25 protein-coding genes are annotated in these 24,680 nt (G+C 68.6%); 18 read left to right on the forward strand and 7 right to left on the reverse strand.

What is annotated here, in order from left to right:
• Window positions 1-100 precede the first annotated feature (100 nt).
• The 6 genes from FN976_RS05655 to FN976_RS28775 are packed head-to-tail and all read left to right on the forward strand — an operon-like array spanning window position 101 to window position 5,952.
• Entirely contained in the window at window positions 101-337 is a 237-nt protein-coding gene (locus tag FN976_RS05655) for a twin-arginine translocation signal domain-containing protein (RefSeq protein WP_145891863.1), read from the forward strand.
• A gap of 21 nt (window positions 338-358) precedes the next feature.
• The gene (locus FN976_RS05660; protein ID WP_145891865.1) at window positions 359-3,352 is read left to right on the forward strand and encodes a formate dehydrogenase subunit alpha; all 2,994 of its coding nucleotides are present in this window, start codon (window positions 359-361) and stop codon (window positions 3,350-3,352) included.
• A gap of 15 nt (window positions 3,353-3,367) precedes the next feature.
• Window positions 3,368-3,985: a formate dehydrogenase FDH3 subunit beta gene (gene fdh3B / locus FN976_RS05665; RefSeq protein ID WP_145891867.1), complete on the forward strand. Its 618-nt coding sequence runs from the start codon at window positions 3,368-3,370 to the stop codon at window positions 3,983-3,985.
• A complete protein-coding gene (locus FN976_RS05670; RefSeq protein WP_145891870.1) occupies window positions 3,982-4,203 on the forward strand; it encodes a hypothetical protein in 222 nt (73 codons plus the stop codon). The genes fdh3B and FN976_RS05670 overlap by 4 nt, the downstream gene beginning before the upstream one ends.
• Window positions 4,187-5,443: a formate dehydrogenase subunit gamma gene (locus tag FN976_RS05675; RefSeq protein ID WP_432417848.1), complete on the forward strand. Its 1,257-nt coding sequence runs from the start codon at window positions 4,187-4,189 to the stop codon at window positions 5,441-5,443. The genes FN976_RS05670 and FN976_RS05675 overlap by 17 nt, the downstream gene beginning before the upstream one ends.
• 14 nt (window positions 5,444-5,457) lie before the next feature.
• A complete protein-coding gene (locus tag FN976_RS28775; RefSeq protein WP_186510754.1) occupies window positions 5,458-5,952 on the forward strand; it encodes a hypothetical protein in 495 nt (164 codons plus the stop codon).
• A gap of 34 nt (window positions 5,953-5,986) precedes the next feature.
• Here the strand turns inward: FN976_RS28775 and apbC are convergent, their stop codons facing one another.
• On the reverse strand, window positions 5,987-7,075 hold the full coding sequence (gene apbC, locus FN976_RS05680) for an iron-sulfur cluster carrier protein ApbC (RefSeq protein WP_145891875.1): 1,089 nt from the start codon (window positions 7,073-7,075) through the stop codon (window positions 5,987-5,989).
• A 68-nt stretch (window positions 7,076-7,143) separates the two neighbouring features.
• Between apbC and FN976_RS28780 the strand changes: the two genes are divergently transcribed.
• Window positions 7,144-7,995, forward strand: coding sequence for a hypothetical protein (locus FN976_RS28780; protein WP_186510755.1), 852 nt, complete (start codon window positions 7,144-7,146; stop codon window positions 7,993-7,995).
• Window positions 7,996-8,057: 62 nt separating this feature from the next.
• The gene (gene metG, locus FN976_RS05690; RefSeq protein ID WP_145891877.1) at window positions 8,058-10,091 is read left to right on the forward strand and encodes a methionine--tRNA ligase; all 2,034 of its coding nucleotides are present in this window, start codon (window positions 8,058-8,060) and stop codon (window positions 10,089-10,091) included.
• 4 nt (window positions 10,092-10,095) lie between these two features.
• Here metG and FN976_RS05695 read toward each other — a convergent pair whose 3' ends face one another.
• Window positions 10,096-10,962, reverse strand: a complete 867-nt coding sequence (locus tag FN976_RS05695; protein WP_255440155.1) for a LysR substrate-binding domain-containing protein — start codon at window positions 10,960-10,962, stop codon at window positions 10,096-10,098.
• 130 nt (window positions 10,963-11,092) lie between these two features.
• On the opposite strand from FN976_RS05695, the gene FN976_RS29370 reads away from it, so the two are divergent.
• The 10 genes from FN976_RS29370 (at window position 11,093) to FN976_RS05745 (ending at window position 20,366) form a co-directional block, all read left to right on the forward strand.
• Window positions 11,093-12,076 (forward strand): Bug family tripartite tricarboxylate transporter substrate binding protein, encoded by a 984-nt coding sequence (locus tag FN976_RS29370; protein ID WP_145891880.1) that lies wholly within the window; start codon window positions 11,093-11,095, stop codon window positions 12,074-12,076.
• Window positions 12,077-12,080: 4 nt separating this feature from the next.
• Window positions 12,081-12,974, forward strand: coding sequence for an N-formylglutamate amidohydrolase (locus FN976_RS05705; RefSeq protein WP_255440156.1), 894 nt, complete (start codon window positions 12,081-12,083; stop codon window positions 12,972-12,974).
• A gap of 12 nt (window positions 12,975-12,986) precedes the next feature.
• Complete coding sequence (locus FN976_RS05710; RefSeq protein WP_222432775.1) at window positions 12,987-13,211, forward strand: hypothetical protein; 225 nt, start codon at window positions 12,987-12,989, stop codon at window positions 13,209-13,211.
• 152 nt (window positions 13,212-13,363) lie between these two features.
• A complete protein-coding gene (locus FN976_RS05715) occupies window positions 13,364-15,016 on the forward strand; it encodes a SulP family inorganic anion transporter (protein ID WP_145891884.1) in 1,653 nt (550 codons plus the stop codon).
• Window positions 15,017-15,035: 19 nt separating this feature from the next.
• Window positions 15,036-15,263 carry a DUF3460 family protein gene (locus FN976_RS05720; RefSeq protein ID WP_145891886.1) on the forward strand — a complete coding sequence of 76 codons (228 nt, stop codon included), beginning with the start codon at window positions 15,036-15,038 and terminating at the stop codon, window positions 15,261-15,263.
• A gap of 1 nt (window position 15,264) precedes the next feature.
• Entirely contained in the window at window positions 15,265-16,116 is an 852-nt protein-coding gene (locus FN976_RS05725) for a segregation and condensation protein A (protein ID WP_186510756.1), read from the forward strand.
• A 3-nt stretch (window positions 16,117-16,119) separates the two neighbouring features.
• The gene (nadB, locus tag FN976_RS05730) at window positions 16,120-17,700 is read left to right on the forward strand and encodes an L-aspartate oxidase (RefSeq protein ID WP_145891888.1); all 1,581 of its coding nucleotides are present in this window, start codon (window positions 16,120-16,122) and stop codon (window positions 17,698-17,700) included.
• 220 nt (window positions 17,701-17,920) lie between these two features.
• Window positions 17,921-18,544 carry a hypothetical protein gene (locus FN976_RS05735; protein WP_186510757.1) on the forward strand — a complete coding sequence of 208 codons (624 nt, stop codon included), beginning with the start codon at window positions 17,921-17,923 and terminating at the stop codon, window positions 18,542-18,544.
• A gap of 10 nt (window positions 18,545-18,554) precedes the next feature.
• Window positions 18,555-18,947 carry a VOC family protein gene (locus FN976_RS05740; protein WP_145891893.1) on the forward strand — a complete coding sequence of 131 codons (393 nt, stop codon included), beginning with the start codon at window positions 18,555-18,557 and terminating at the stop codon, window positions 18,945-18,947.
• A gap of 30 nt (window positions 18,948-18,977) precedes the next feature.
• A complete protein-coding gene (locus tag FN976_RS05745; protein WP_145891895.1) occupies window positions 18,978-20,366 on the forward strand; it encodes an FkbM family methyltransferase in 1,389 nt (462 codons plus the stop codon).
• A 37-nt stretch (window positions 20,367-20,403) separates the two neighbouring features.
• Here the strand turns inward: FN976_RS05745 and FN976_RS05750 are convergent, their stop codons facing one another.
• The 5 genes from FN976_RS05750 to nadC form a co-directional block, all read right to left on the reverse strand.
• Window positions 20,404-21,630 carry an RNA polymerase sigma factor gene (locus FN976_RS05750; RefSeq protein WP_255440160.1) on the reverse strand — a complete coding sequence of 409 codons (1,227 nt, stop codon included), beginning with the start codon at window positions 21,628-21,630 and terminating at the stop codon, window positions 20,404-20,406.
• Between the two features lie 5 nt (window positions 21,631-21,635).
• The gene (locus tag FN976_RS05755) at window positions 21,636-21,983 is read right to left on the reverse strand and encodes a YciI family protein (protein ID WP_145891899.1); all 348 of its coding nucleotides are present in this window, start codon (window positions 21,981-21,983) and stop codon (window positions 21,636-21,638) included.
• 93 nt (window positions 21,984-22,076) lie between these two features.
• Window positions 22,077-22,523 (reverse strand): hotdog domain-containing protein, encoded by a 447-nt coding sequence (locus tag FN976_RS05760; protein ID WP_145891901.1) that lies wholly within the window; start codon window positions 22,521-22,523, stop codon window positions 22,077-22,079.
• Window positions 22,520-23,647, reverse strand: a complete 1,128-nt coding sequence (gene nadA, locus FN976_RS05765) for a quinolinate synthase NadA (protein ID WP_145891903.1) — start codon at window positions 23,645-23,647, stop codon at window positions 22,520-22,522. The genes FN976_RS05760 and nadA overlap by 4 nt, the downstream gene beginning before the upstream one ends.
• Before the next feature lie 124 nt (window positions 23,648-23,771).
• A complete protein-coding gene (nadC, locus tag FN976_RS05770) occupies window positions 23,772-24,629 on the reverse strand; it encodes a carboxylating nicotinate-nucleotide diphosphorylase (RefSeq protein ID WP_145891905.1) in 858 nt (285 codons plus the stop codon).
• Window positions 24,630-24,680 lie beyond the last annotated feature (51 nt).

Consider the following 24,680-nt stretch of genomic DNA (forward strand, 5'->3'; position numbering starts at 1 on the left):
GACGCTGGAGCCCCTCTTTTTGCATGCCAACGATTGCGGCGCGCAGGTGGGTGGTCTAGAGTATGAAGTGAAGTACATACCGAGCTTCAGGAGACGAAAGATGTCCGACAGCCAAGTCCACCAGACCGGGAATCCCGGGCCCGCCAAGGCCTCGCGCCGGGGTTTCATGATCGGGGCCGCCGTTGCCGGCGCCACCACCGCCACCGTGGTGGGGATCACCGCCACACCATCCGAAAGCGAAACGGCAGCCGCCGCGACGCAGCCCCCGCCGGAGCGCGGCGGCGGTTATCGCTTGAGCGAGCACGTCAAGCAGTACTACAAGACCACGCTCGTTTAACTCCCCTCGCTGGAGACATTCATGTTGCTGACCAAGAAATCGGGTGCCGCCCAGGCCGGCGCGCTCGCACGCGCCTCCGAATCCGCGCGCTCGCCCTTCGTGCACAGCCTGCAGCGCGGCCTGTCGACCGCGCTGCCCACCATGGACCGCCGCGCCTTCCTGCGCCGTTCGGGCCTCGGGGTCGGCGTGGGCCTCGCGGCTTCCCAGCTGACGCTGGTGAAGAAGGCCCGCGCCGCCGACAACAAGGGCCCCGCCGTCGGCGATGGCCGCATCGAGGTGAAGCGCACCGTCTGCTCGCACTGCTCGGTGGGCTGTGCGATCGACGCCGTCGTCGAGAACGGTGTGTGGGTGCGGCAGGAGCCGGTGTTCGACTCGCCGATCAACCTCGGCGCGCACTGCGCCAAGGGCGCGGCGATCCGTGAGCACGGCCACGGCGAATTCCGCCTGCGCTACCCGATGAAGCTGGTGAACGGCAAGTACGAGCGGATCAGCTGGGACACCGCGCTCAACGAGATCAGCGCGAAGATGCTGGAGCTGCGCAAGGCCAGCGGGCCGGACTCGGTGTATTGGGTCGGATCGTCGAAGCACAACAACGAGCAGGCGTACCTGATGCGCAAGTTCGTCAGCCTCTGGGGCAGCAACAACTGCGACCACCAGGCGCGCATCTGCCACTCCACCACGGTCGCCGGCGTCGCGAACACGTGGGGCTACGGCGCCATGACGAATTCGTACAACGACATGCAGAACAGCAAGTGCGCGTTGTACATCGGCTCGAACGCGGCGGAAGCGCACCCGGTCAGCCTGCTGCACATGCTGCACTCCAAGGAGAGCGGCTGCAAGATGGTCGTGGTCGATCCGCGCTTCACGCGCACGGCGGCCAAGGCCGACGAGTACGTCCGCATCCGTTCGGGCTCGGACATCCCGTTCCTGTTCGGCATGCTGTACCACATCTTCAAGAACGGCTGGGAAGACAAGAAGTACATCAACGACCGGGTCTACGGCATGGAGGACGTCAAGAAGGACGTCATGGCCAAGTGGACGCCGGACAAGGTCGAGGAGGCCTGCGGCGTGCCCGAGGCCCAGATGGCCAAGGTCGCCGAGATGATGGCCAAGAACCGGCCCTCCACGCTGGTGTGGTGCATGGGCCAGACCCAGCACACCATCGGCAACGCGATGGTTCGTGCGTCCTGCATCGTCCAGCTCGCACTCGGCAACGTCGGCGTGTCGGGCGGCGGCGCCAACATCTTCCGTGGCCACGACAACGTGCAGGGCGCCACCGACATCGGCCCCAACCCAGATTCGCTGCCCGGCTACTACGGCATCGTCGAGGGTTCCTGGCGCCATTTCGCCAAGGTCTGGAACGTCGACTACGACTGGATCAAGGGCCGCTTCGCGTCGCCCGCGATGATGACCAAGCCCGGCATCACGGTGTCGCGCTGGATCGACGGCGTGATGGAAAAGAACGAGATGATCGACCAGGACCCCAACCTGAAGGCGGTGGTGTTCTGGGGGCACGCGCCCAACTCGCAGACGCGCGGCCTGGAAATGAAGAAGGCCATGGACAAGCTCGACCTGCTGGTCGTGGTCGATCCTTATCCTTCGGCCACGGCGGCGATGGCGGCGATGCCCGGCAAGCCGGAAGACCTGAACCCGAACCGCGCGGTGTACCTGCTGCCGGCGGCGACGCAGTTCGAGACCAGCGGCTCGGTGACGGCGTCCAACCGGTCGATCCAGTGGCGCGAGAAGGTGATCGAGCCGCTGTGGGAAAGCCGCAGCGACCACATGATCATGCACCAGCTCGCGGGCAAGCTCGGCTTCGCGAACGAGCTGTCGAAGAACTTCAAGATGCAGAAGGTCAAGGGCATGGACGAGCCCGTGCCCGAGGACATCCTGCGCGAGGTCAACAAGTCCTGCTGGACCATCGGCTACACCGGGCAGAGCCCGGAGCGCCTGAAGGCCCACATGCGGCTCATGGGCCACTTCGACGTGAAGACGCTCAAGGCCAAGGGCAGCGTCAAGGACAAGGAGACCGGCTACGACATCCAGGGCGACTACTTCGGACTGCCCTGGCCGTGCTTCGGCACACCCGAGCTGAAGCATCCCGGCTCGCCCAATCTTTATGACACCACCAAGCACGTCATGGACGGCGGCGGCAACTTCCGCGCGAACTTCGGCGTCGAGCGCAACGGCGTCAACCTGCTCGCCGAGGACGGCTCCGCTTCGCTGGGCGCGGACATCCAGACAGGCTACCCCGAGTTCGACCACGTGCTCCTGAAGAAGCTGGGGTGGTGGGGCGAGCTGACCGACGTCGAGAAGGCAGCCGCCGAAGGCAAGAACTGGAAGACCGATTCCTCGGGCGGCATCATCCGGGTGGCCATGAAGAACCATGGCTGCCACGTGTTCGGCAACGCCAAGGCGCGGGCGGTGGTCTGGAACTTCCCGGACGCGATCCCGCAGCACCGTGAGCCGCTCTACAGCACCCGGCCGGACCTCGTGGCCAAGTACCCGTCGCACGACGACAAGAAGGCGTTCTGGCGGTTGCCCACCTTGTACAAGTCCGTGCAGGACAAGAACCTGCAGGACAAGGTGCACGAGAAATTCCCGCTGATCCTCACCTCCGGCCGGCTGGTGGAGTACGAGGGCGGCGGCGAGGAAACGCGCGCGAACCCGTGGCTGGCCGAGCTGCAGCAGGAGGCCTACGTGGAGATCAATCCGAAGGCGGCCGCCGCGCGGCAGATCAGGAACGGCGACCGCGTCTGGCTGAAGTCGCCCACCGGCGCGCAGTTGAACGTGCAGGCGATGGTGACCGAACGCGTCGGCCCTGACACGGTCTGGATGCCCTTCCACTTCTCCGGCCGCTGGCAAGGCGCGGACATGCTCGCCTACTACCCGAACGGCGCGGCGCCGGTGGTGCGCGGCGAGGCGGTGAACACCGCCACGACGTATGGCTACGACAGCGTGACCATGATGCAAGAGACCAAGACGACCATCTGCAACATTGAGCGCGTCGCTTAATCCAGGAGATCACACATGGCAAGAATGAAATTCATCTGTGACTCCGAGCGCTGCATCGAATGCAACGGCTGCGTCACGGCGTGCAAGAACGAGCACGAGGTGCCGTGGGGCGTGAACCGCCGCCGCGTGGTGACACTCAACGACGGCGTGCCGGGCGAGAAGTCGATCTCGGTCGCCTGCATGCACTGCAGCGACGCACCCTGCATGGCGGTCTGCCCGGTCAACTGCTTCTACCGCACCGAAGAGGGCGTGGTGCTGCACGACAAGGACACCTGCATCGGCTGCGGCTACTGCAGCTACGCCTGCCCGTTCGGCGCGCCGCAGTTCCCCTCGGCCGGCACGTTCGGCGTGCGCGGCAAGATGGACAAGTGCACCTTCTGCGCCGGCGGCCCGGAAGCCAACGGCTCGCAGGCGGAGTTCGAGAAATACGGGCGCAACCGCCTGGCCGAAGGCAAGCTGCCCGCCTGCGCCGAGATGTGCTCGACCAAGGCCCTGCTGGCCGGCGACGGCGACGTCGTGGCGGACATCTTCCGCAACCGGGTGCTGAAGCGCGGCAAGGGCGCGGAGGTCTGGGGCTGGGGCACGGCCTATGGGTCCAAGCAGGCCGGCCAGCCCGGCGGAGCCAAGTCATGAAGCAGGTCCTGGTCATTGCCGCGGGCGCCCTGCTGCTGGCCGCTTGCGCGGAGCGCGAACAGACAGCGGGCGGCACGAAGTCGGACACCTCCCCGTTCAACGGCACCAGCAAGCCCTACGTCGCCCAAGGCTGGAAGCCGGGCGACAAGGCGAGTTGGGAAGCCCAGCTGAAGAATCGCACCGTGAACGGACAGAATGACTATGTCAAGGTTCCATGAGCTCTTGATCGCGGGGGCGCTCGGCCTCGCGGCCGCGGGCCCGGCGCTGGCTCAGTCCACCACGTCGGCTCCTGCCGGTGGCGGTTCGACGACCACGGCGCCTGCGCCGGCCAGGTCGACGCAGGACGACCAGGTCCCGGCCGGCACGGGCAGCGGCGGCATCCAGGGCCAGAACATCTTCGACGTGAAGCCGGAAGTGAAGCGCGACGCTTCGTCCGAGCCCGGCTACATGGAGCAGAAGAACGGCGAGCGCAACAAGGTCCAGCCGGGCAACAACTCGCCCATGTGGCGGGCGGTGCAGGGCGGGGCGGAGGGTTTCACCAGCCTGCCCAAGAGCCAGGCGCCCGAGGCGGGCAACCTGATCCAGGCGCCGGTTCAATACCCGGGCGTGCGCATGACGACGGCCGGCGAAGCCTGGCGCCAGGTGCGCAACCACTGGATCATCCCCTACGGCGGCTCGCTGCTGCTGATCGTGCTGGTGGCCATCGGCATCTTCTATTTCGCCAAGGGCAAGATGGGGCACAGCGATGCCTTGGGCGGCGGCGGGCGGCGCATCGAACGGTTCACCCCGTTCGAACGCGCGGCGCACTGGACGAACGCCATCGCCTTCTGCATCCTGGCCATCTCGGGCATCGTGATGGCTTTCGGCAAGTTCTTCCTGTTGCCGATCATGGGACAGACGCTGTTCGGCCTGCTCACCTACCTGCTGAAGAACGCGCACAACTTCGCCGGCCCGCTGTTCGCCGTGTCGCTGGCCGTGGTGTTCTTCACGTTCCTGCGCGACAACTGGCCGCAGCGCGGCGACCTGCGCTGGCTGCTGGGCGCGGGCGGCATGCTTTCCGGCAAGGAACTGCCCTCGCACCGCTTCAACGCGGGCGAGAAAGTGGTGTTCTGGGGCGGCGTGCTGCTGCTGGGCAGTGTCGTCGTCGCGTCGGGGCTGTTCCTCGACCAGCTGCTGCCGGGCGTGGCATACGTGCGCGCCAACATGCAGGTGGCGCACATGATCCACGCCGTCGCGGCGGTGGCCATGATGGCCCTCTTCATCGGCCACATCTACATCGGGACGATCGGCATGCGCGGTGCCTACACCGCCATGCGGCGCGGCTACGTCGACGAGGCCTGGGCCAAGGAGCACCACGAATACTGGTACGACGAGGTGAAGGCGGGCAAGGTGCCCACCCAGCGCAGCAAGCCCATCAACATGGCCAGCGACACGGGCGAGACCGTGCGGCCGGCGTGAGGAGAACCGCAATCATGAAGAAGTTCCTGCTCACCGCGGCCGCGCTGGCGGCCTGCAGCATGGCACTGGCCAAGATCCCCCCGCCGGTGCTCGACGATGCGGCCAAGGCGAAGGCGGCCGAAACAGCCGCCAAGACGGCCTGGCAGGCGAAGGTCGATGGCTATCTGCTGTGCAAGGCGCAGGACCGCGTGGCGGCCGCCTACAAGAAGACGGCGACGGCCAAGCCGGCTGCCGCAATGGCGCCGGCTGCCATGCCGGCAGCTGCTCCCGCGACCCCTGCAGCGGCGCCGGCCAGCGGCACGCCCGTGGTGGCATCGGCGGCCCCCCCGGGCCCCGCGGCCTGCGCAGACCCGGGTCCGTTCGCCTATGCACCGCCGGACCAGAAGCCGCTGGAGACGTCGGGCGCGCATTCGCCCGCACCGACCGCGGCCAGCCCGCCCAGCGTGAAGGCGCCGTCGGCGGAGATGGCACCCAGCAAGCCGGCGACCGCGCCCGCGAAGAAGTCCTAGAAGCCGCCCCTGCGCCGTCCGCGGAACGCCGTCTTCAGGTGTTCTTCGACACCGTGATGGTCGGGAATTTCGCCGAGAAGTCCTTGGCCTTGGCGGCGATCTTCACCGCCATCTGGCGGGCGATGTCCTTGTAGATGCCGGCGGCGTGGCCGTCGGGGTCGGCCACGACCGTCGGCTTGCCGCTGTCCGCCTGCAGGCGGATCTGCATGTCCAGCGGCAGCGCGCCCAGGTAGTCGATGCCGCGCTCGGCCGCGTAACGCTTGCCGCCGCCCTCGCCGAAGATGTGCTCGGAGTGCCCGCACTGGCTGCACACGTGCACGGCCATGTTCTCCACGATGCCGAGGATGGGCACGCCGACTTTCTCGAACATCGTCACCGCCTTCTTGGCGTCGATCAGGGCGATGTCCTGCGGCGTGGTGACGATCACCACGCCCGTCATCGGCACTCTTTGCGACAAGGTCAGCTGGATGTCGCCGGTGCCGGGGGGCATGTCGACGATGAGGTAGTCCAGGTCTTCCCAGTTGGTCTGGCGCAGCAGCTGCTCCAGCGCCTGCGTAGCCATCGGGCCGCGCCAGATCATCGCCTCCTCCTGGTTGATCAGGAAGCCGATCGACATCACCTGGACGCCGTGGTTCTCCAGCGGGTCCATGGTCTTGCCGTCCGCGCTCTCGGGGCGGCGGTCGATGCCCAGCATCATGGGCTGGCTGGGTCCGTAGATGTCGGCGTCGAGCACGCCCACCTTCGCGCCCTCGGCCGCGAGCGCCAGCGCCAGGTTGGCCGCGGTGGTGCTCTTGCCCACACCGCCCTTGCCCGAAGCCACGGCGACGATGTTCTTCACGTTCGGCATCAGCTGCACGCCGCGTTGCACCGCATGCGTTGTCACCCTGGTCGTGATATTGACCGTGACGTTGTCGACGCCGCCCACCGACTTGGCGGCGGCCAGCAGCGCCTTGCGCAGCCCGGGGACCTGGCTTTTCGCCGGATAGCCGAGCTCGACGTCGAAGGACACGTTGGCGCCTGTCACCTGGAGGTTCTTCAGGGCCTTGGTGCTGACGAAATCCTTGCCCGTGTTCGGGTCGATCACGCCGGCAAGCGCGGCGAGCAATTGTTCTGGGGTAGCCATGGGAGACAGTGTACTGACGCGCCACCCTCGGGTAAGCTGCCGCCCAGACAAACCCAGGGGACTTGGCGATGACTTCTTCTTCCGTGCGCGGCCTGGCCATCCTTTTCGCGGCGGTCGCCGCCCTGTCCGCCGGCTGCGGCGGCTCGGACGATGACGGCTCAGCCGCGCCCGCGCCGGCTCCGGCGCCTGCCCCCGCCCCTGTGCCCTCCCCATCGCCCGCCCCCGCTCCGGCGCCTGCGCCCGCTCCGTCGCCGGCACCCGCCGCAGGGCTCGCTTCGGAGTGCTTCCCCGGCACGACCGCCACCGTCGGCACGACGTACCAGCTGAACTATGAGGTGTCGGGCGCCCTCACGGGCACCAGCGCCACCAGCGGCACCGTGTCGAGCGGCACTTTCAACGGCGTCAGCGGCCTGACCGCCCAGGCGCAGACCGTCACCACCAACTATTCCGCGCCAGCGGCGCAGGCGGGCTCCGTGACGGTGGACCTCACGACGTACCAGGCCTTCGAGGGCAACGACGTCATCCTGCATGGCGCACAGGGCTCCGCGACCGTCCCGGGGCTGGGCAGCGTCGCAACGCGAACCGTTTTGGCTCCGCCGGCACGCGACAAGCGCTTCACGCTGGCTGCCGGCGGCACCTACAGCTACACCTCGAACGCCACCACCACCGTGACGCCGCCCGGGACCAGCACGCCTGTCACCACGACCACCAACGTGACCTACGCCGGCCAGGAAAGCATCACGGTCCCCGCGGGCACCTTCACCACCTGCAAGTTCCAGTCGAACACCGGCGGCGCCACGACGACCGAGTGGGTCATCAAGGGCAAGGGGGTGCTGGCCCGCAGCGTGTCGCCCTCGGCCAGCGGCGAGGTGATCCTGCAGTTGCAGGCGAGTTCGCGGCTCAACGGCGCGGCGCTCTGACCCTGGCGCCGCCGGCGGCGGTGCCCCCCGGATAAACTTGAGGGTTCCCCCTGGAAACCCTCATGCCCGCACCGCGCAAGCTCTTCGTCACCACCGCCCTGCCGTACGCCAACGGCAAGTTCCACATCGGCCACATCATGGAGTACATCCAGGCCGACATCTGGGTGCGGCACCAGCGGATGCAGGGCAGCGAGGTGAATTTCGTCTGCGCGGACGACGCCCATGGCGCGCCCATCATGATCGCGGCCGAGAAAGCCGGCCAGACGCCGCAGGCCTTCGTGGCCGGGATCGCGGCGGGCCGCAAGGAATACCTCGACGGCTTCCACATCGCCTTCGACAACTGGCACTCGACCGACAGCCCGGAGAACACGGAACTCGCGCAGCAGATCTATCGCGACCTGAAGGCCAGCCAGCTGATCTCGAGCAAGGTGATCGAGCAGTTCTTCGACCCGCAGAAGAACATGTTCCTGCCGGACCGCTTCATCAAGGGCGAGTGCCCCAACTGCCATGCCAAGGACCAGTACGGCGACAACTGCGAGGTCTGCAGCAAGGTCTACAGCCCGACCGACCTGATCAACCCGTATTCGGCGCTGTCCGGCGCGACGCCAGTGCTCAAGAGCTCCGAACATTTCTTCTTCAAGCTGTCGGACCCGCGCTGCCTGGCTTTCCTCAACGAATGGACGAACAGCGGCGCGGTGCAGCCCGAGGTGCTGAACAAGATCAGCGAATGGCTGGTGCCGGGCGAGAACGGCCAGGCGGCCATGGGCGACTGGGACATCAGCCGCGACGCGCCCTACTTCGGGATCGAGATTCCCGATGCGCCGGCCAAGTACTTTTACGTCTGGCTCGACGCGCCGGTCGGCTACCTGGCTTCGCTCAAGAACTACCTGGGCAAGACGGGTGTCGACTACGCGTCGTACATCGCCGATCCGTCCCTGGAGCAGTACCACTTCATCGGCAAGGACATCATCATCTTCCACACCCTGTTCTGGCCGGCGATGCTGCACTTCAGCGGGCGGAAGGCGCCCGACGCGATCTTCGTGCACGGGCACCTGACCGTCGGCGGCGAGAAGATGAGCAAGAGCCGCGGGACCGGCCTGGATCCGCTGAAATACCTGTCGCTGGGCATGAATCCCGAGTGGCTGCGGTACTACATCGCGGCCAAGCTGAATGGGCGCAGCGAGGACATCGACTTCATCCCGGAAGATTTCATGGCCCGGGTCAACAGCGACCTGATCGGCAAGTACGTGAACATCGCGAGCCGCGCGGTCAAGTTCGTGCCAGGTGGCAAGCTGGTGGCCAGCGCGCCGCTGCCCGGCGTGGACGCGAACGCGCTGACCGATACCGTGCGCGCTCTCTACGAGTCGCGCGACTATGCGAAGGCATTGCGCGAGATCATGGCGGCGGCCGACCAGGTCAACACCGCCTTCGACGCCGCCGCGCCCTGGAAGCTGGCCAAGGAAGGCAAGGGCGACGAGGCTGCCGCCGTCGGCAGCCAGTGCCTGCAGGTGTTCAAGCTGCTCACCGCGTGCCTGAAGCCGGTGCTGCCGGCCCTCGCCGCGCAGGCCGAGGCTTTCCTCCAGTGTGAGCCGCTGGTCTGGACCAACGCCGCCGCGCCGCTCGCTGCCGGCCATACGGTCGGCAAGTATGAACACCTGATGCAACGCGTGGACGTGAAGCAGCTCGATGCCCTGTTCGAGCCGCCGGCGGAAGCCGAGCCTGAAAAGCTCATTCCTGGCGGCGAAGAGATCGCTCCCACCATCACCATCGACGACTTCACCAAGATCGACCTGCGCATCGCGAAGATCGTCGAATGCAAGGCGGTCGAGGGCTCGACCAAGCTGCTGCAGCTGACGCTGGATGCCGGCGAAGGCCGCATGCGCAACGTCTTCTCCGGCATCGCGTCCGCGTACAAACCGCAAGACCTGGTCGGCAAGCTCACCGTGCTGGTCGCCAACCTGGCGCCGCGCAAGATGAAGTTCGGCGTGAGCGAGGGCATGGTGCTGGCGGCCAGCCATGGCGACGAGAAAGCCAACCCCGGCATCTACGTGCTGGAACCCAGCCCGGGCGCGCAGCCGGGGATGCGGGTGCGCTGAGCCTTCAGGCAGCCGCTTCGCGGCGCACCCAGTCGGCGAACAGGTCGGCCGCGGCGTGGGCCGGTTGCGCGCGGCGTCGGCACAGGTAGTAGCCGCGACCGGTCGTCGCGGTCACCGGCAAGGGCGAGACCAGGCGGCCCTCCGCCAGGTCGCCCTCGACCACGCACTTCTGCACCACGGCCACGCCCGTGCCCGCGCGCGCCGCGCCGATGAGGTTGGCGACCAGGTCGAAGCCGAAGCCCTTCCAGTTCTTGGGCATGCGCGCGCCGGCGGCGGCAGCCCAGGTGTCCCAGTTCTGCGGGTAGTTCGAGTGGTACAGGATGGGCCGCGCGAGCAGGTCGTCCGCGCCACGCACGCCTTGCGCCAACGCCGGCGCGCAGACCGCCACGATCTCGCGCCCGATCAGGTAGCTCGCGCTGATCTGCCGGGGCCACCGGTGCTGCGGGCTGGGTTTCAGGTCGATCCACAGATCCACGTCCTCGCGCGCGAAGGTCTCGTTCGGGTGGTAGGTCCGGAACTCCAGTTCCACCTCGGGGTGCGCACTGCGAAACTTCTCGAGGCGGGGCATCAGCCACAAGTTGCCCAGGCTGGTGACCACGCTCAGGCGCAGCCGCATGCGTTCTGGCGCGCGCCGCAGCTTGTGCGCCGCGGCCTCGAGCGCGGCGACCGGCTTTTCAGCCAGCGCGCGCAGCTGCAGCCCGGCCGGCGTGGTTTCCACGCCGCCCGGCGTGCGGTGGAACATGTCCTGGCCCAGCCCCTCTTCCAGCCGGCGCACCGCGCGGCTGACGGCCGCCTGCGTCACGCACAGCTGTTCCGCGGCCTTGCGGAAACTGCCCGTGCGCGCCACCGCCAGGAAGGCGTGCAACTCCACCAGGGATGGACTGTGAATCAGCACCTGCTCATTACATCATGTCATCACCCTGGACCCGAATGTCGTTTGCCCGCGGCCCGCGCCGCGCCTAACCTCCGGGCCACTTCCACCCCAAGCACCGGACACACCCATGACCACCCGCCGCCACCTCCTCCAGGCCGCTGCCGCCGGCGCCGCCACCATCGCCCTGCCGTCACACGCCCAGGCCGGCTGGCCCAAGCAGCCGATCACCCTGATCGACCCCTTCCCCGCTGGCGGCAACACGGATTACTTCTCACGCCTGCTGGCTGACCGCCTGGGGCCGCTGCTGGGCACCCAGGTGGTGGTGGAAAACAAGGCCGGCGGGGGCGGCCTGATCGGCGCGACCCACGTCGCCAGGGCCAAGGCGGACGGCTACACGCTGGGGCTGGCGTCGGTGAGCACCTTGTGCGCGGGCCCCGCCGTGCACCCGCCTTCCAACGTGCGCTACGACCCGCAGAAGGACTTCTCGTACATCAGCAAGCTGGTCACCGTGCCGAGCCTGATGGTGACCAACAACAAGATGCCGGTCGCCAGCTTCAAGGAACTGGTGGCGCTGGCCCGGACCAAGCCGGGGCGCATCAGCATCGGCATTCCGGGCATCGGCTCGGCCGGCCACGTGCTGACCGAGTACCTGATGCGGCTGGCCGACGTGCGGCTGCTGCTGGTGCCGTACAAGAGCGGCGGCGTCATGCTGAACGACCTGATCGCCGGCCAGCTGGACGTGCTGAGCACCAACATCCCCGAGCTGCTGCCGCATGTGAAGACCGGTGCCATCCGGGCCCTGGCCGTGCGCGACATGCGCCGCGTGTCGGCGCTGCCGGACATCCCGACCTATGCGGAGCTGGGGCTGGCGGAAGTCTCGCAGCCGCTGTGGTTCGGCCTGGTGGCGCCGGCCGGCGTGCCGGAGCCGATCCTGGCGAAGATTCGCGCGGCCACCCACAAGGCCATGGTGGACCGGGTGTTCCTGGACAAGACGCTGGCCGTCTCCGCCTCGGTCAGCCCGAGCAGCGGGCCGGAGTTCCGCGCGGACGCCGGGGCCCTGCTGGCCAGGCTGCGCGAGGTGGTGCGCACCGCCGGCATCAAGCCCGACTGACGCCGTGCCGCCTTACATCCTTCAGCTGCCGGCAGCCGGCGTGGCGCCGGTCCCGCTGGTGTGCGACTCGCCCCACAGCGGCACCCGGTACCCCGCGGATTTCGGTCATGCCATCGACCTGGCGGCGCTCAGGCGCAGCGAGGACACGCACGTGGACACGCTGTGGTCTGCGCTGCCGCGAGCCGGGGCCGCCCTGCTGTGCGCGACCTTCCCGCGCAGCTACATCGACTGCAATCGCGACGAAGCGGACATCGACCTGTCCATGCTCCAAGGCGAATGGCAGCGGCCAGCCAGGCCGTCGCAGCGCGGCCTGGCGCTGGGCAACGGCCTGGTGTGGCGGCGCACGCCCGAACACCTCGAGATCTACCGCCGCCGCCTGGGTGCGGCCGAAGTCGAAGGCCGGATCGACCGGTATTGGCGGCCCTACCGCGAGGCGCTCGTCCGCCAGCTGTCGCTTTGCGAAGAGGCGCATGGCGCCTGGTGGCACCTCAACCTGCACTCCATGCCCAGCAACGCCTACGAGCGCCTGGGGCTGGGCACCGCCCGCCCGTTGGCCGACGTCGTCCTCGGCGACCGCCACGGCAGCACCTGCAGCCCGGGTTTCCTGCACGAGGTGCGAAGCGCCTTCGAGGCACAGGGCCTGACGGTGGCGGTGAATGATCCCTACGAAGGCGCCGAACTCGTTCGCGTTTCGGGCGACCCGGCCCGGCATCGGCACAGCCTGCAGGTGGAGATCAATCGCGCGCTTTACATGGATGAAGGCACGCGCGAGCCCGGACCCGGGTTTGCGGCGTTGGCCACGGCCATCGGCGGCGTTGTGGCTCGCCTGGCCGCCTATGTGACGCGGGAGGGCAACGCTTTACGCGATCGACAACGTGCGACCGCCGCCGGTTCCTAGAATGTGGGCTCCATGCCCCCCCATTTACCGCTTCATTCTCCCGGCCTGCGCCGCGTCGCCGCGGCCTGCGGCGTTGCCTTGCTTTGCACCGCCCTCGGCGGCTGCGGTGTCATCCTGGTGGCCGGCACGGCCGCTTCCCTGGCCGTCGATGCCACGGTGGGCGTCGTCAAGCTCACGGGCAAGGCCGTCGGCGCCGCCGTGGATGTCGTGACGCCGGGCGGCGACGAGAAGAAGTAACCCGGCGGGGCGTACACTGGGCGCCATGGCCCCCACGGCGAAGGCCGCCCTCCCCCTCTCGCGCCGCAGGCGCTTCATCACCCGGCTGCACCACTGCGGCCCTCCGGCAACGAACTGAACCGACGCGTTCCGTTCGACTTCCGGAGACCTGCTTGACCTTTTCCTTCGTCTTCCGTCCACGCCTCGTGGACGCCTTGCACGGCTACGACCGTGAACGCTTCGCCCGCGACCTCGGCGCCGGCCTCACCGTCGGCATCGTCGCCCTGCCGCTGGCCATGGCTTTCGCCATCGCTTCCGGCCTGAAGCCCGAAGCCGGCCTCTGGACGGCCATCATCGCGGGCTTCCTCATTTCCGCACTGGGGGGCTCCAGCGTGCAGATCGGCGGGCCGGCCGGTGCCTTCATCGTCATCGTCTACGGCATTGTCGAGCGCTATGGCCTGGCCAATCTGATGATCGCGACCGCCTGTGCCGGCGTGCTGATGTTCCTGCTGGGGATGCTGAAGCTCGGGCGGCTGGTGCGCTACGTGCCCGTCAGCATCGTCATCGGCTTCACCAACGGCATCGCCGTGCTGATCGCGGCTTCGCAGCTGAAGGACTGGCTGGGGCTGGAGATCGCCAGGATGCCCGCCGACTTCTTCACCCAGCTGAAGACGCTGGTGCTGAACCTGGGCAGCTTCAACCCCTACGCTTTCGCGCTCGGCACCGCGTGTTTCGCCGGCCTGTTCATCTGGCCACGCCTCTGGCAGGCCAGCTCGCCGGTGAAGATCCCGCTCGACATGCCGGGCATGAAGCGGGCCGCCCGCCTGAGCGCGCGCCTGCCGGGACCCATCGTCGCGCTGGTGTCGCTCACCTTCGCGGCCTGGTACCTGCAGCTGCCGGTCGAGACCATCGGCAGCCGCTTCGGCAGCATCCCGCAAGGCCTGCCCGGCTTCGCCCTGCCTGATTTCTCGTGGGAAACGGTCAAGCTGCTGGTCACCCCGACCGTCACCATCGCGATGCTGGGCGCCATCGAATCGCTGCTCTGCGCGCGGGTCGCGGACCAGATCTCTCCCCTGCCGCGGCATGACCCCAACCAGGAGCTGATGGCGCAGGGCATCGCCAACTTCGTGGTCCCGTTCTTCGGCGGCATGCCCGCCACCGGCACCATCGCCCGCACCGTCACCAACGTGCGTTCGGGCGCCACGTCGCCCGTGGCCGGCATCGTCCATGCCCTGACGCTGGCGGTCGTCGTGCTGGCCGCCGCGCCGCTGGCGCTGCATGTGCCGCTGGCGGTGCTGGCCGGCATCCTGCTCTTCGTCGCCTGGAACATGGGCGAGTGGCGCGAGTTCGGCCACCTGAAGAAATACAGCACGCACTACCGGGTGCTGATGCTGGGCACGTTCTTCCTCACGGTGGTGTTCGACCTGACCGTGGCCGTGCAGGTGGGGCTCGGCCTGGCTTGCGTGCTCTTCATCCAGAAGATGAGCTCCCTCTTCCGCGTGGAGCGGGTCCCCAGCGAGGGCGCGCTGCTGCACTACAAGCTGTACGGTTCGCTGTTCTTCGGCGCGGTCGCGAAGATCGATGAGGTGGTGCAGGCGGTGGAAGACGGCCCTGAGGCGCCGGTGGTGGTGCTGGACGCGCTGCAACTGGTGCACCTGGACACATCGGGGCTGGACGCCCTGCGCCAGCTGCACAAGGCGGTGCTGCTGCGCGCGGGCACGCTGCACCTCGAGGCCCTGCAGCAGCAGCCCGGCGAGGTGATCGAGCGGGCGGGCTTCGGGGCGGAACTGCGGCGCAATGAGGCGTCGGCGGAGGTGGCGGGATAGCGAGGCCTAAAATAGGCCCATGTCCAAGTTCCTCCGCCTTTTCCGCCGGCTCGACTACCAGTCCGACGTCACGCAGTTCATCGAGAAGCTGAAAGAGGAAAAGCCCGAGCTGGAGGCCCAGCAGCGCGCGGGCCGCGCCATCTGGTGGGACAAGAACATCGACCGCGACGCCCAGGGCGAATGGCGCGAGGCGCGCGTGCCGCAAAAGCCCTACGTCTACGGCGACGACCCGCGCCAGCCCCGCTGACGTGGACTCGAGCGCCGCCCTGCTGCCGGAAGCTCCGGCATCCGAGACTTCCGGACTGCCCGAAGTGATCGACCAGGTCGCGCTCGCCCGGCTTTATGGCGAACCCCTGTTCGCCATGCCGCAGGACCTGTACATCCCGCCGGACGCGCTGGAGATCTTCCTCGAAGCCTTCGAAGGCCCGCTCGACCTGCTGCTGTACCTGATCCGCAAGCAGAACTTCAACATCCTCGACATCCCGATGGCCGCGGTGACGCGCCAGTACCTGGTGTACGTGGACGAGATCCGCACGCGCAACCTGGAACTGGCCGCCGAATACCTGCTGATGGCCGCGATGCTGATCGAGATCAAGTCGCGCATGCTGCTGCCGCCCAAGAAGGTGGCGGAAGGCCAGGAGCCGGAGGACCCACGGGCCGAGCTGGTGCGCCGCCTGCTGGAATACGAGCAGATGAAGGCCGCGGCTTTCCGCCTGAACGAAGTGCCGCAGATCGGCCGCGACGTGCTGCGGGCCCAGGTGTTCATCGAGCAGGCGCTGGCGCCGCGCTTTCCCGACGTCAACGTGGTCGACCTGCAGGAGGCCTGGCGCGACATCCTGCGCCGCGCCAACCTGATCCAGCACCACAAGATCACCCGCGAGGAACTGTCGGTGCGCGAGCACATGAGCATCGTGCTGAAGCAGCTGCAGGGCCGCAAGTTCGTCGAGTTCGAGCACCTGTTCGACCCGGCCAAGGGCGTGCCCACGTTGATCGTCACCTTCATCGCCACGCTGGAGCTCGCGAAGGAGACGCTGATCGAGCTGACCCAGGCCGAGGCCTATGCTCCCATCTACGTCCGCCTGGCCTACCAGCCGGCTTGAACCTTGAGCTCCACATCCCCTCGTGATTTCGACGTGCTGATCGTCGGCAGCGGGCTTGCCGGCTTGTCCGCGGCCCTGCACCTCGCGCCCACCCACCGGGTGGCCGTCCTGACCAAGCGCACCATGAGCGACGGCTCCAGCGGCTGGGCGCAGGGCGGCATCGCCGCCGTGCTGGCCGAAGGCGACACCTTCGACTCGCACGTCGACGACACGCTGGTCGCGGGGGCCGGCCTCTCGGACCCCACCGCCACCCGCTTTGTCGTGGAGAACGCGCCGGCCAGCATCGCCTGGCTGCGCGAACTGGGCGTGCCCTTCTCCGAGGAGGATGGCCACCTGCACCTGACGCGCGAAGGCGGCCACAGCGCGCGCCGCATCGTGCACGTGACGGACGCCACGGGCGCGGCCGTGCAGCGGACACTGATCGAGCGCGTCAAGCGCACGCCCAACGTCACCGTGTTCGAGCGCCACATGCTGGTCGACGTGATCATGGCCGGCAAGCTGGGCCTGCAGCCGAACCGTTGCCTGGGGCTGTACGCGCTGGACGAAGCGACCGACGAAGTGGTGACTTTCCGCGCGCCGCACACCATCCTGGCCACGGGCGGCGCAGGCAAGGTCTACCTGTACACGACCAACCCCGACACCGCCACCGGCGACGGCATCGCGGCGGCCTGGCGCGCCGGCTGCCGGGTGACGAACATGGAGTTCATCCAGTTCCACCCGACCTGCCTGTACCACCCCAACGTCAAGAACTTCCTCATCACCGAAGCCGTGCGCGGCGAGGGCGGCCGGCTGCTGCTGCCGGACGGCACGCGCTTCATGCCGAACCATGACGCGCGGCTGGAACTGGCTCCGCGCGACGTCGTGGCCCGCGCGATCGACTTCGAGATGAAGAAGCACGGCCTGGACTGCGTGCACCTGGACATCTCGCACCAGCCGGAAGCGTTCGTGAAAGAGCACTTCCCCAACATTTACGCCCGCTGCCTCGAACTGGGCATCGACATCACGCGCGAACCCATTCCGGTGGTGCCGGCGGCGCACTACACCTGCGGCGGCATCCACACCGACCTGCAAGGCCGCACCGACGCGGACGGCTTGCATGCCGTCGGCGAGACCGCGTACACCGGCCTGCACGGCGCCAACCGGCTGGCCAGCAACTCGCTGGTGGAGTGCATGGTGTTCGCCCGCTCGGCGGCGCTGGACATTATCGCGACGCAGCTGCCGGCCGTGCCGGCGATCCCGGCCTGGGACGACAGCCGGGTGACCGACGCGGACGAGGCGGTCGTCATCTCGCACAACTGGGACGAGCTGCGCCGCTTCATGTGGGACTACGTGGGGATCGTGCGCACGAACAAGCGGCTGGACCGGGCCGCGCACCGCATCAAGCTGCTCCAGGAGGAGATCCAGGAGTTCTACAGCGCGTTCCACGTCACCACCGACCTGCTCGAACTGCGCAACCTCGTGACGGTGGCGGAGCTCATCGTCGATTCGGCCCGCTCTCGACACGAAAGCCGGGGCCTGCATTTCAGCCGCGACTACCCCGACATGGCACCGGTCGCGGTGCCGACGATCCTGAAGCCCGCCTGAAGGCATGAAGCAAGCCCTGCCGCCGGACGCCGCCGAGGCTCCGGCACACGGCAACAGGATCGAAGCCCACTGAGCCGTGCCTGGGTCATTCGGCCCGTTGCTTTTCAGCTGTCCAGGCTTTACAAAACCGGTGTTCACCGGAGCCACGGCCATGTCCATGCGGATCGAAGTCCCTTCTTACGAACGGCCCAAGGCTGCCCTCGGCACCTGGGTGGGTGCCTTGATCGTCGGGCTCTTCGGCGCGGTTTTCATCGTCCTCGGCCTGGACCGCGAGCCCGGCTGGCCCATCTGGATGCTGAGCGGCGGGATCATCACCTGCGCCGCGTTGTTCGCTTTTCTGGTGGCCTTGCGCATGACGTTGAGCGTCATGCGGTTCGGCAAGGTCCACCTGTACCTGGAGAGCGAAGCACGGGTCGGCGCGCCCCTGAAGGCGCTGGTGCGTTTGCCGGCGTCGATGGCCGGAAGCGCGGCGCGCGTCGAGCTCGAAAGCCTCCGGTTCACCCGCAAGCGCGGGGATGAGAGCATGCAGAACGAGGTGATCTGGTCGATCGCGCGGCTGTTTCCCATCCGCGCACGGCGCGGGGCGGCGTATGCCGACATCCGGCTCGACATCCCTGAAGAAAGGGCGGCGACCGACTTGCCGGAGACAGTGCGCCGCTTCCGCCAGATGGACGGGCATGGTCCGGGATCAGAGATCGAGCGAGGTACCACTCATTACGATTGGGAACTTCATCTGCGCGTGGAAGTGCCGGGGGTCGACCTGGAGCGCACCTATCACCTCAAGGTGCTTCCCCAGCGGACGCAAGCCGCTCCACCCGCGCTCGATGCGCTTCCTTCGTCCTGACTCGCACGCCATGACCATCGAACTCGACCACACCATCGTTCCCTCGCACACCGCCGTGGCCTCCGCGGAACGCCTCGCCCACCTGCTGGGCGTGCCTTGGTCCCCGCAGGCGCCCCTGGGCCCGTTTTCGCCGGTGTACCTGAACGACGGCCTGACGCTCGACTTCATCCAGACCGATGAAGCATTCCCCATCTATCACTTCGCCTTCCGGGTCCCGGAGGCGGATTTCGACGCCATCCTCGGGCGCATCCGCGCGGCCGGCATCCCGTTCCGCAGCGACGTGCGCGGGGGCGGCGAAGGCCGGATCAACACGGACTACGGCGGCCGCATGGTCTACTGGAACGAGCCCGACGGCCATCAATGGGAGATCCTCACCGTGAGCTACGCGCGCGCGCCGGCCTGAGGCCTTGGCCGGAGCGGCGACAATCCGGGGATGACTGGTTCCCTCACCGTGGACATCGTGGACGGCGTGCGCGTCGTCGTGCCCGACTCGCTCGATCTGATCACCCCCTTCGTCCTGCTCGAACAGCAGGACTGGTTCGAAGACGAGATCCGCTTCCTGCGCCGTGCCCTGCGGCCCGGCCAGCAGGTGCTCGACATCGGCGCCAACTACGGCGTCTATGCGCTGTCGATGGCGAAGACCGTCGGGCCCTCGGGGCGCGTGGTCGCTTTCGAGCCCGCTTCGGAAACCGCCCGGCTGCTGGCGGCCGGCATCGCCGCCAACGGTTTCGACCAGGTCAAGCTGGAAAAGGCCGCGCTCTCCAGCGAGATCGGCCAGGCGCAGCTGTCGCTGAACCAGGATTCCGAGCTCAATGCACTGGTGCGGGGCGCGGCGGCGCAGGCCGGCGCCAGCGAGACCGTGCCGGTGACCACCCTCGACGAAGCGCTGATGCGCCACGGTTGGCAGTCGATCGATTTCGTCAAGATCGACGCGGAAGGCGAGGAGGCCAGCATCCTGCGCGGCGGGGTGCGGTTCTTCCGCGACCTCTCGCCTCTTGTGCAGTACGAGATCCGTGCCGATGCGGCCGTGCATCTCGGGCTGGCCGACCAGTTCGCGGCACGCGGCTATGCCTCGTACCGCCTGGTGCCTGGCCTCGGTGTGCTCGTCCCGTTCGACCCGCAGGCGACGCCCGACGGCTACCTGCTCAACCTGTTCGCCTGCAAGCCGGACCGCGCGGAACGGCTGGAAGCCGAAGGCCTGCTGCTGCGCGCACCGCCGGCGTCCCCGCCGGAACCCGCGGAAGCCGACGGGTGGCGCCGCTCGCTGGCGGAACTCCCGTATGCCGTCCCGCTCGTCTCCCTGTGGTCGCAGACGGTGGCCGCCGGCGTCAGCGCCGAGGTCGAGCGGGCGCTGGCGCTGCACGCGATGAGCCGCGATGCGGCCCGGCCGCTGGCCGAACGCCATGCCGCGCTGCAGGGGAGCCTGGACGTGCTGCGCACCGTGTGCGGCCAGGACACGTCCTTCATGCGGCTGGCCAGCCTGGCACGCGTCGCCCAGGAAGCCGGCGAACGCGCGCTCGCGGTGAGCGCGCTCGGGCAGTTGGCCAACACCATGAACGAGAACAGGCAGGCCGACGCGCGCGAGCCCTTCCTGGCACCTGCGGCACGCTTCGAGCGGATCGCCCCCGGCGCTTCCTTCGGCAGCTGGATCATGGCCGCCGTGCTGGAGGAGTTCGAACGGCTGTCGCTGTTCTCGGCTTTCTATGCGGAGATGGCGTCGCTGCCGCGGCTCGAAATCATCGAGCGGCTGGGGCTGGGCAGCGAGGAGATGCGGCGCCGCCTCCAGCTGGTGCGGCGCCGCTTCCACCTGCCGGGAGCCTGAGGGGCGCAGACGATGCGCTGCGCCGGGCCGCGCATCGTCACAAGGCCTCTGCCTTGCGCTGCAGGAAGCGCCGCACGGCCTCGTCCCGTTCCAGGCCCGTGGCCAGCCGGTAGGCCTCGGCCGCGCCCGCCTTGTCGCCGCTGCGCGCCAGCAGCTCGGCCCGGGCCGCCCAGTAGGGCTGGTAGTCGCGCAGCCGCGCGTCGCCCTCCAGTTCGCGCAAGGCCGCGAGCCCGGCCGCCGCGCCCTCGGCTTCCGCCAGCGCCACAGCATGGTTCAAGGCCGCGACCGGCGAAGCGGTGAGTGCATGCAACGCCTCGTACAGGATCACGATGGCCGCCCAGTCCGGCGGGCGGCCGAAGCGGCGCATCGCGTGCGCGGACTGCACCGCGGCCTCCAGCTGGTACCGGCCGGGAGCGCCGCGCCGGCTCGCCTGCTGGAGCAGCGCTTCGGCTTCGTCCAGCAGCATCCCATCCCAGCGCGTGGTGTCCTGCAACGCCAGCGGCACGTAGTCGCCTTCCGCGTCCCGCCGGGCGTGCCGGCGCGAATGCGAGTGCAGCATCAGCGCCAGCAGGCCGGCGGCTTCCGGCTCCGCCGGCAGCAGGCTCACCAGCAGGCGCCCGAGCCAGATGGCTTCCTCCGCCAGGTTGCGGCGCCGCGGGTCCGTGCCCTCCGCGTCGGCCCAACCCTCGGCATAGGCCGCGTAGATGGCGCCCAGCACGGCGTCCAGGCGTTCCGCCAGCTGGTGGCGTTCCGGAACATGAAAGGGGATACCCGCCTGCCGGATCTTGGCCTTGGCGCGCACCAGGCGCTGCCCCATCGTCGCAGGCGCGACCAGGAACGCCGAGGCGATGGCGGCCGCGTCGAATCCCAGGACGGTCTGCAGCATCAGTGGCGCCCGCGCCACCGGCTCGATGCCCGGGTGGGCGCAGGCGAAGAGCAGCCCGAGGCGTTCATCCGGCAGCTCCGCCTCCCCGTCCTGGGGCGCGGCCAGCTCCGCCACCAGTTGCAAATGCTCGCTCGCGTGTTCGTCGTGGATTCGCGCACGGACCGCATCGACCATCTTGCGGCGTGCCACCGTGAGCAGCCAGGCTTCGGGCGTCCTCGGGACGCCGTGCACCGGCCAGCCGGCCAGGGCGGCGGCGAAGGCCTCGGACAACGCGTCCTCGGCGCCGGCGAGGTCGCGCGTGCGCGCGGAGAGGAAGGCCACCAGCTTGCCGTAGCTGCGCCGGGCGGCGCCCTCCGCGGCGGCGGCGGTGGCCTCCACGGAAGTCACATCTGCCAAACGGGGCGGACCTCGACTGTGCCGTGGCTGGCGCCGGGGCAGCGTGCGGCCCAGGAGAGCGCGGTGTCCAGGTCCGGCACGTCGATCAGGTAGTAGCCGCCCAGCTCCTCGCGGGTCTCGATGAAAGGGCCGTTCAGCACCTCGGTCTTGCCGTCGCGCACCTTGACGTTGGTGGACATGCTGGCGGGACGCAGGCGGTTGCTGGAGCGCAGCAGGCCGGCTTCGCGCAAGGCCTGCGCGTAGGCGCCATAGGCCGCCAGCGCCTGCGACTGGACGGCGGGCGGGAGGGCGTCGAAGGCGCCATCGTCGGCGTGGATGAACAGCATGTATTCCATGGGAATCTCCTGGTTGGGGAGGCGCGAAATGCGCGACCTGACAATGTCGCCCGGCAACCCTTGCTTTCGACATCGGCCCGGAAATTGATCGCCTCAGGCGGGCTTGACCACCGCATGGGCCGTCGCGAACACCTGCCCGCCGCCAGCGAGAACCGCCTGCACGAAGCACAAGTTGCGCGTGGTGCGGGTGGCCCACCCCTGCCAGGCTGGTGCCGCGCCGGCATCCGCCAAGGCCAGGAACTGCACCGAAAGATCGACCGTGACGACGGTGTCGGTGGCGTAGTGGCCCAGCCCGGTGAGCACCGCCACGGCGTCGAAGCCGGCGGCGATGACGCCGCCATTCAACGCAGCGCTGCCACCACCGCCTTGCAAGCCCCGGTGCGGCCCGGCGGCCAGGCGAACCGACGCAATGGCGTCATCCATGCCCGCTTCGAACTGGAACCACTGGATCTCGCCCCGCCCGTTGAACAGGCGCAGTGCGCGCTCACGCTGCTCCGCATCCAGGCGGAACGGGATCGCCGCTGCCGCCTGAGCGTTCACGCCGCGCCGATCTCCGGCACCAGCGCGCCGGCCGGCTGGCCCGCCTTCAGCGCCGCGGTGAAGGCCAGCATGCGGTCGATCGGCAGGCGCGCGCGCACGCCGACGGCAGCATCCACGAACACCTCGTTCGCGCCGGTCTCCAGGACATGCGCCAGCCCGGCCAGGCCGTTCATCGCCATCCAGGGGCAGTGCGCGCAGCTCTTGCAAGTGGCGCTGTTGCCGGCGGTCGGCGCTTCGATGAACACCTTGCCGGGGTTCAGCGTGCGCAGCTTGTGCATCATGCCGTTGTCGGTCGCGACGATGAATTCCTTCGCATCGAACTCGCGCGCCGCCTTGAGGATGGCCGACGTCGACCCGACCGCGTCGGCCAGCGCCACCACGTCGGCGGGTGACTCCGGGTGGACCAGCACCTTGGCCTTCGGGTATTGCTTCTTCAGGTCCTCCAGCTCGAACGCCTTGAACTCGTCGTGCACGATGCACGAGCCGTTCCAGAACACCATGTCGGCGCCGGTCTGGCGCTGGATGTAGCCGCCCAGGTGCTTGTCGGGTGCCCACAGGATCTTGTGGCCCTTGTCCTTCAGGGCCCGGGCGATGTCGAGCGCGCAACTCGAAGTGACCAGCCAGTCCGAGCGGGCCTTCACCGCGGCGCTGGTGTTGGCGTAGACGACCACGGTGCGGTCCGGGTGCTGGTCGCAGAACGCGGCGAATTCGTCGGGCGGGCAGCCGAGATCCAGCGAGCAGGTCGCGTCGAGGTCCGGCATCAGCACGGTCTTCTCCGGCGACAGGATCTTGGCCGTCTCGCCCATGAACTTGACGCCGGACACCACCAGCGTCTGCGCGGCATGGTCGCGGCCGAAGCGCGCCATCTCCAGCGAGTCGCTCACGATGCCGCCGGTCTCCTCCGCCAGGTCCTGCAGGTCCGGGTGCACGTAGTAGTGCGACACCATCACCGCGTTGCGCTCCTTCAGCAGGCGCTTGATCTTGTCCTTGAGCGCCGTGCGTTCGGCCGGCGACGGTTCCGCCGGCACCCGCGCCCAGGCGTACTTGGTGTCGCAGGCGGCACCGGCCTGCCCGGGCAGCGGATGCTCGTATTCGACTTCCTTGATCGGGATGACGGTGTTCATATTCGGCAACTCATAACGCATGAAAGCCAGGAGCGGCAAACGCGGGCCACCGCGGAACCGGCTCCGCCGGGCCGCTGGTGGCGCCCCCTTGAGGGGGAGGCGCCGCAGGCGCTTCGGGGGTGGGTCATTCCTCCTGCTGGAAACGCATCGAGAAGTCCGTGGCCTTCACGTCCTTGGTCAGCGTCCCGATGGAGATGCGGTCCACGCCGGTTTCCGCAAGGGCGCGCACGCTGTCCAGCGTGACGCCGCCGGAGATCTCCAGGATGGCGCGGCCGGCGTTGATGCGCACTGCTTCGCGCAGCGTCGGCAGGTCCATGTTGTCCAGCAGCACCATCTTCGCGCCGGCACCCAGGGCTTCCTCCAGCTGGGCCAGCGTTTCCACCTCGATCTCCACGAAGCTGGCCTGCGGCGCCACGGCGGCGGCGGCCCGCAGCACCGGCGTCACGCCGCCGGCGGCCGCGATGTGGTTTTCCTTGATCAGCACCGCGTCGTACAGGCCGATGCGGTGGTTGGTGCCGCCGCCGGTCTTCACCGCGTACTTCTGCGCGAGACGCAGGCCGGGCAAGGTCTTCCGGGTATCGACGATTTGCGCTTTCGTGCCCTTCACCGCTTCCACGTAAACCGCCGTCTTGGTCGCCACCGCGCTGAGCAGCTGCAGGAAGTTGAGCGCGGTACGTTCGGCCGTGAGAATAGCGCGGGCCAGGCCGCGGATTTCCACGACCGGCTGCCCCAGCTGGCAGCGCTTCCCTTCCGGCACCGCCCACGTCACGGTGGCCTGCGGGTCCAGCTGCCGCACGGCGGCGACCAGCCAGGGGCCGCCGCACACGACGGCGGCCTCGCGCGCGATCACGAGGGCGCGGGCCCGGCGGGCCGGATCCACCAGGCCGGCGGTGAGGTCGCCCGCACCCACGTCTTCGGCCAGGGCGCGGGCGACGTCCGCACGCGCCAGTTCGGCCAGTGCGGCCGAGGAAAAATCAGTCATCCGGCAAGCATAGCCGCAAGGCCAGGGCTGGGGCGGCGGCAGGGTTACCAT

Source organism: Caenimonas sedimenti (assembly GCF_007833165.1).
Taxonomy (GTDB): domain Bacteria; phylum Pseudomonadota; class Gammaproteobacteria; order Burkholderiales; family Burkholderiaceae_C; genus Ramlibacter; species Ramlibacter sedimenti.

Bases quoted from the DNA above. Each gene is read 5' to 3' on its own strand.
- FN976_RS05655 (WP_145891863.1), top strand. From the start codon at position 101: ATGTCCGACAGCCAAGTCCACCAGACCGGGAATCCCGGGCCCGCCAAG.
- FN976_RS05660 (WP_145891865.1), top strand. From the start codon at position 359: ATGTTGCTGACCAAGAAATCGGGTGCCGCCCAGGCCGGCGCGCTCGCA.
- fdh3B (WP_145891867.1), top strand. From the start codon at position 3,368: ATGGCAAGAATGAAATTCATCTGTGACTCCGAGCGCTGCATCGAATGC.
- FN976_RS05670 (WP_145891870.1), top strand. From the start codon at position 3,982: ATGAAGCAGGTCCTGGTCATTGCCGCGGGCGCCCTGCTGCTGGCCGCT.
- FN976_RS05675 (WP_432417848.1), top strand. From the start codon at position 4,187: ATGTCAAGGTTCCATGAGCTCTTGATCGCGGGGGCGCTCGGCCTCGCG.
- FN976_RS28775 (WP_186510754.1), top strand. From the start codon at position 5,458: ATGAAGAAGTTCCTGCTCACCGCGGCCGCGCTGGCGGCCTGCAGCATG.
- apbC (WP_145891875.1), bottom strand. From the start codon at position 7,075: ATGGCTACCCCAGAACAATTGCTCGCCGCGCTTGCCGGCGTGATCGAC.
- FN976_RS28780 (WP_186510755.1), top strand. From the start codon at position 7,144: ATGACTTCTTCTTCCGTGCGCGGCCTGGCCATCCTTTTCGCGGCGGTC.
- metG (WP_145891877.1), top strand. From the start codon at position 8,058: ATGCCCGCACCGCGCAAGCTCTTCGTCACCACCGCCCTGCCGTACGCC.
- FN976_RS29370 (WP_145891880.1), top strand. From the start codon at position 11,093: ATGACCACCCGCCGCCACCTCCTCCAGGCCGCTGCCGCCGGCGCCGCC.
- FN976_RS05710 (WP_222432775.1), top strand. From the start codon at position 12,987: ATGCCCCCCCATTTACCGCTTCATTCTCCCGGCCTGCGCCGCGTCGCC.
- FN976_RS05720 (WP_145891886.1), top strand. From the start codon at position 15,036: ATGTCCAAGTTCCTCCGCCTTTTCCGCCGGCTCGACTACCAGTCCGAC.
- FN976_RS05740 (WP_145891893.1), top strand. From the start codon at position 18,555: ATGACCATCGAACTCGACCACACCATCGTTCCCTCGCACACCGCCGTG.
- FN976_RS05745 (WP_145891895.1), top strand. From the start codon at position 18,978: ATGACTGGTTCCCTCACCGTGGACATCGTGGACGGCGTGCGCGTCGTC.
- FN976_RS05755 (WP_145891899.1), bottom strand. From the start codon at position 21,983: ATGGAATACATGCTGTTCATCCACGCCGACGATGGCGCCTTCGACGCC.
- nadA (WP_145891903.1), bottom strand. From the start codon at position 23,647: ATGAACACCGTCATCCCGATCAAGGAAGTCGAATACGAGCATCCGCTG.
- nadC (WP_145891905.1), bottom strand. From the start codon at position 24,629: ATGACTGATTTTTCCTCGGCCGCACTGGCCGAACTGGCGCGTGCGGAC.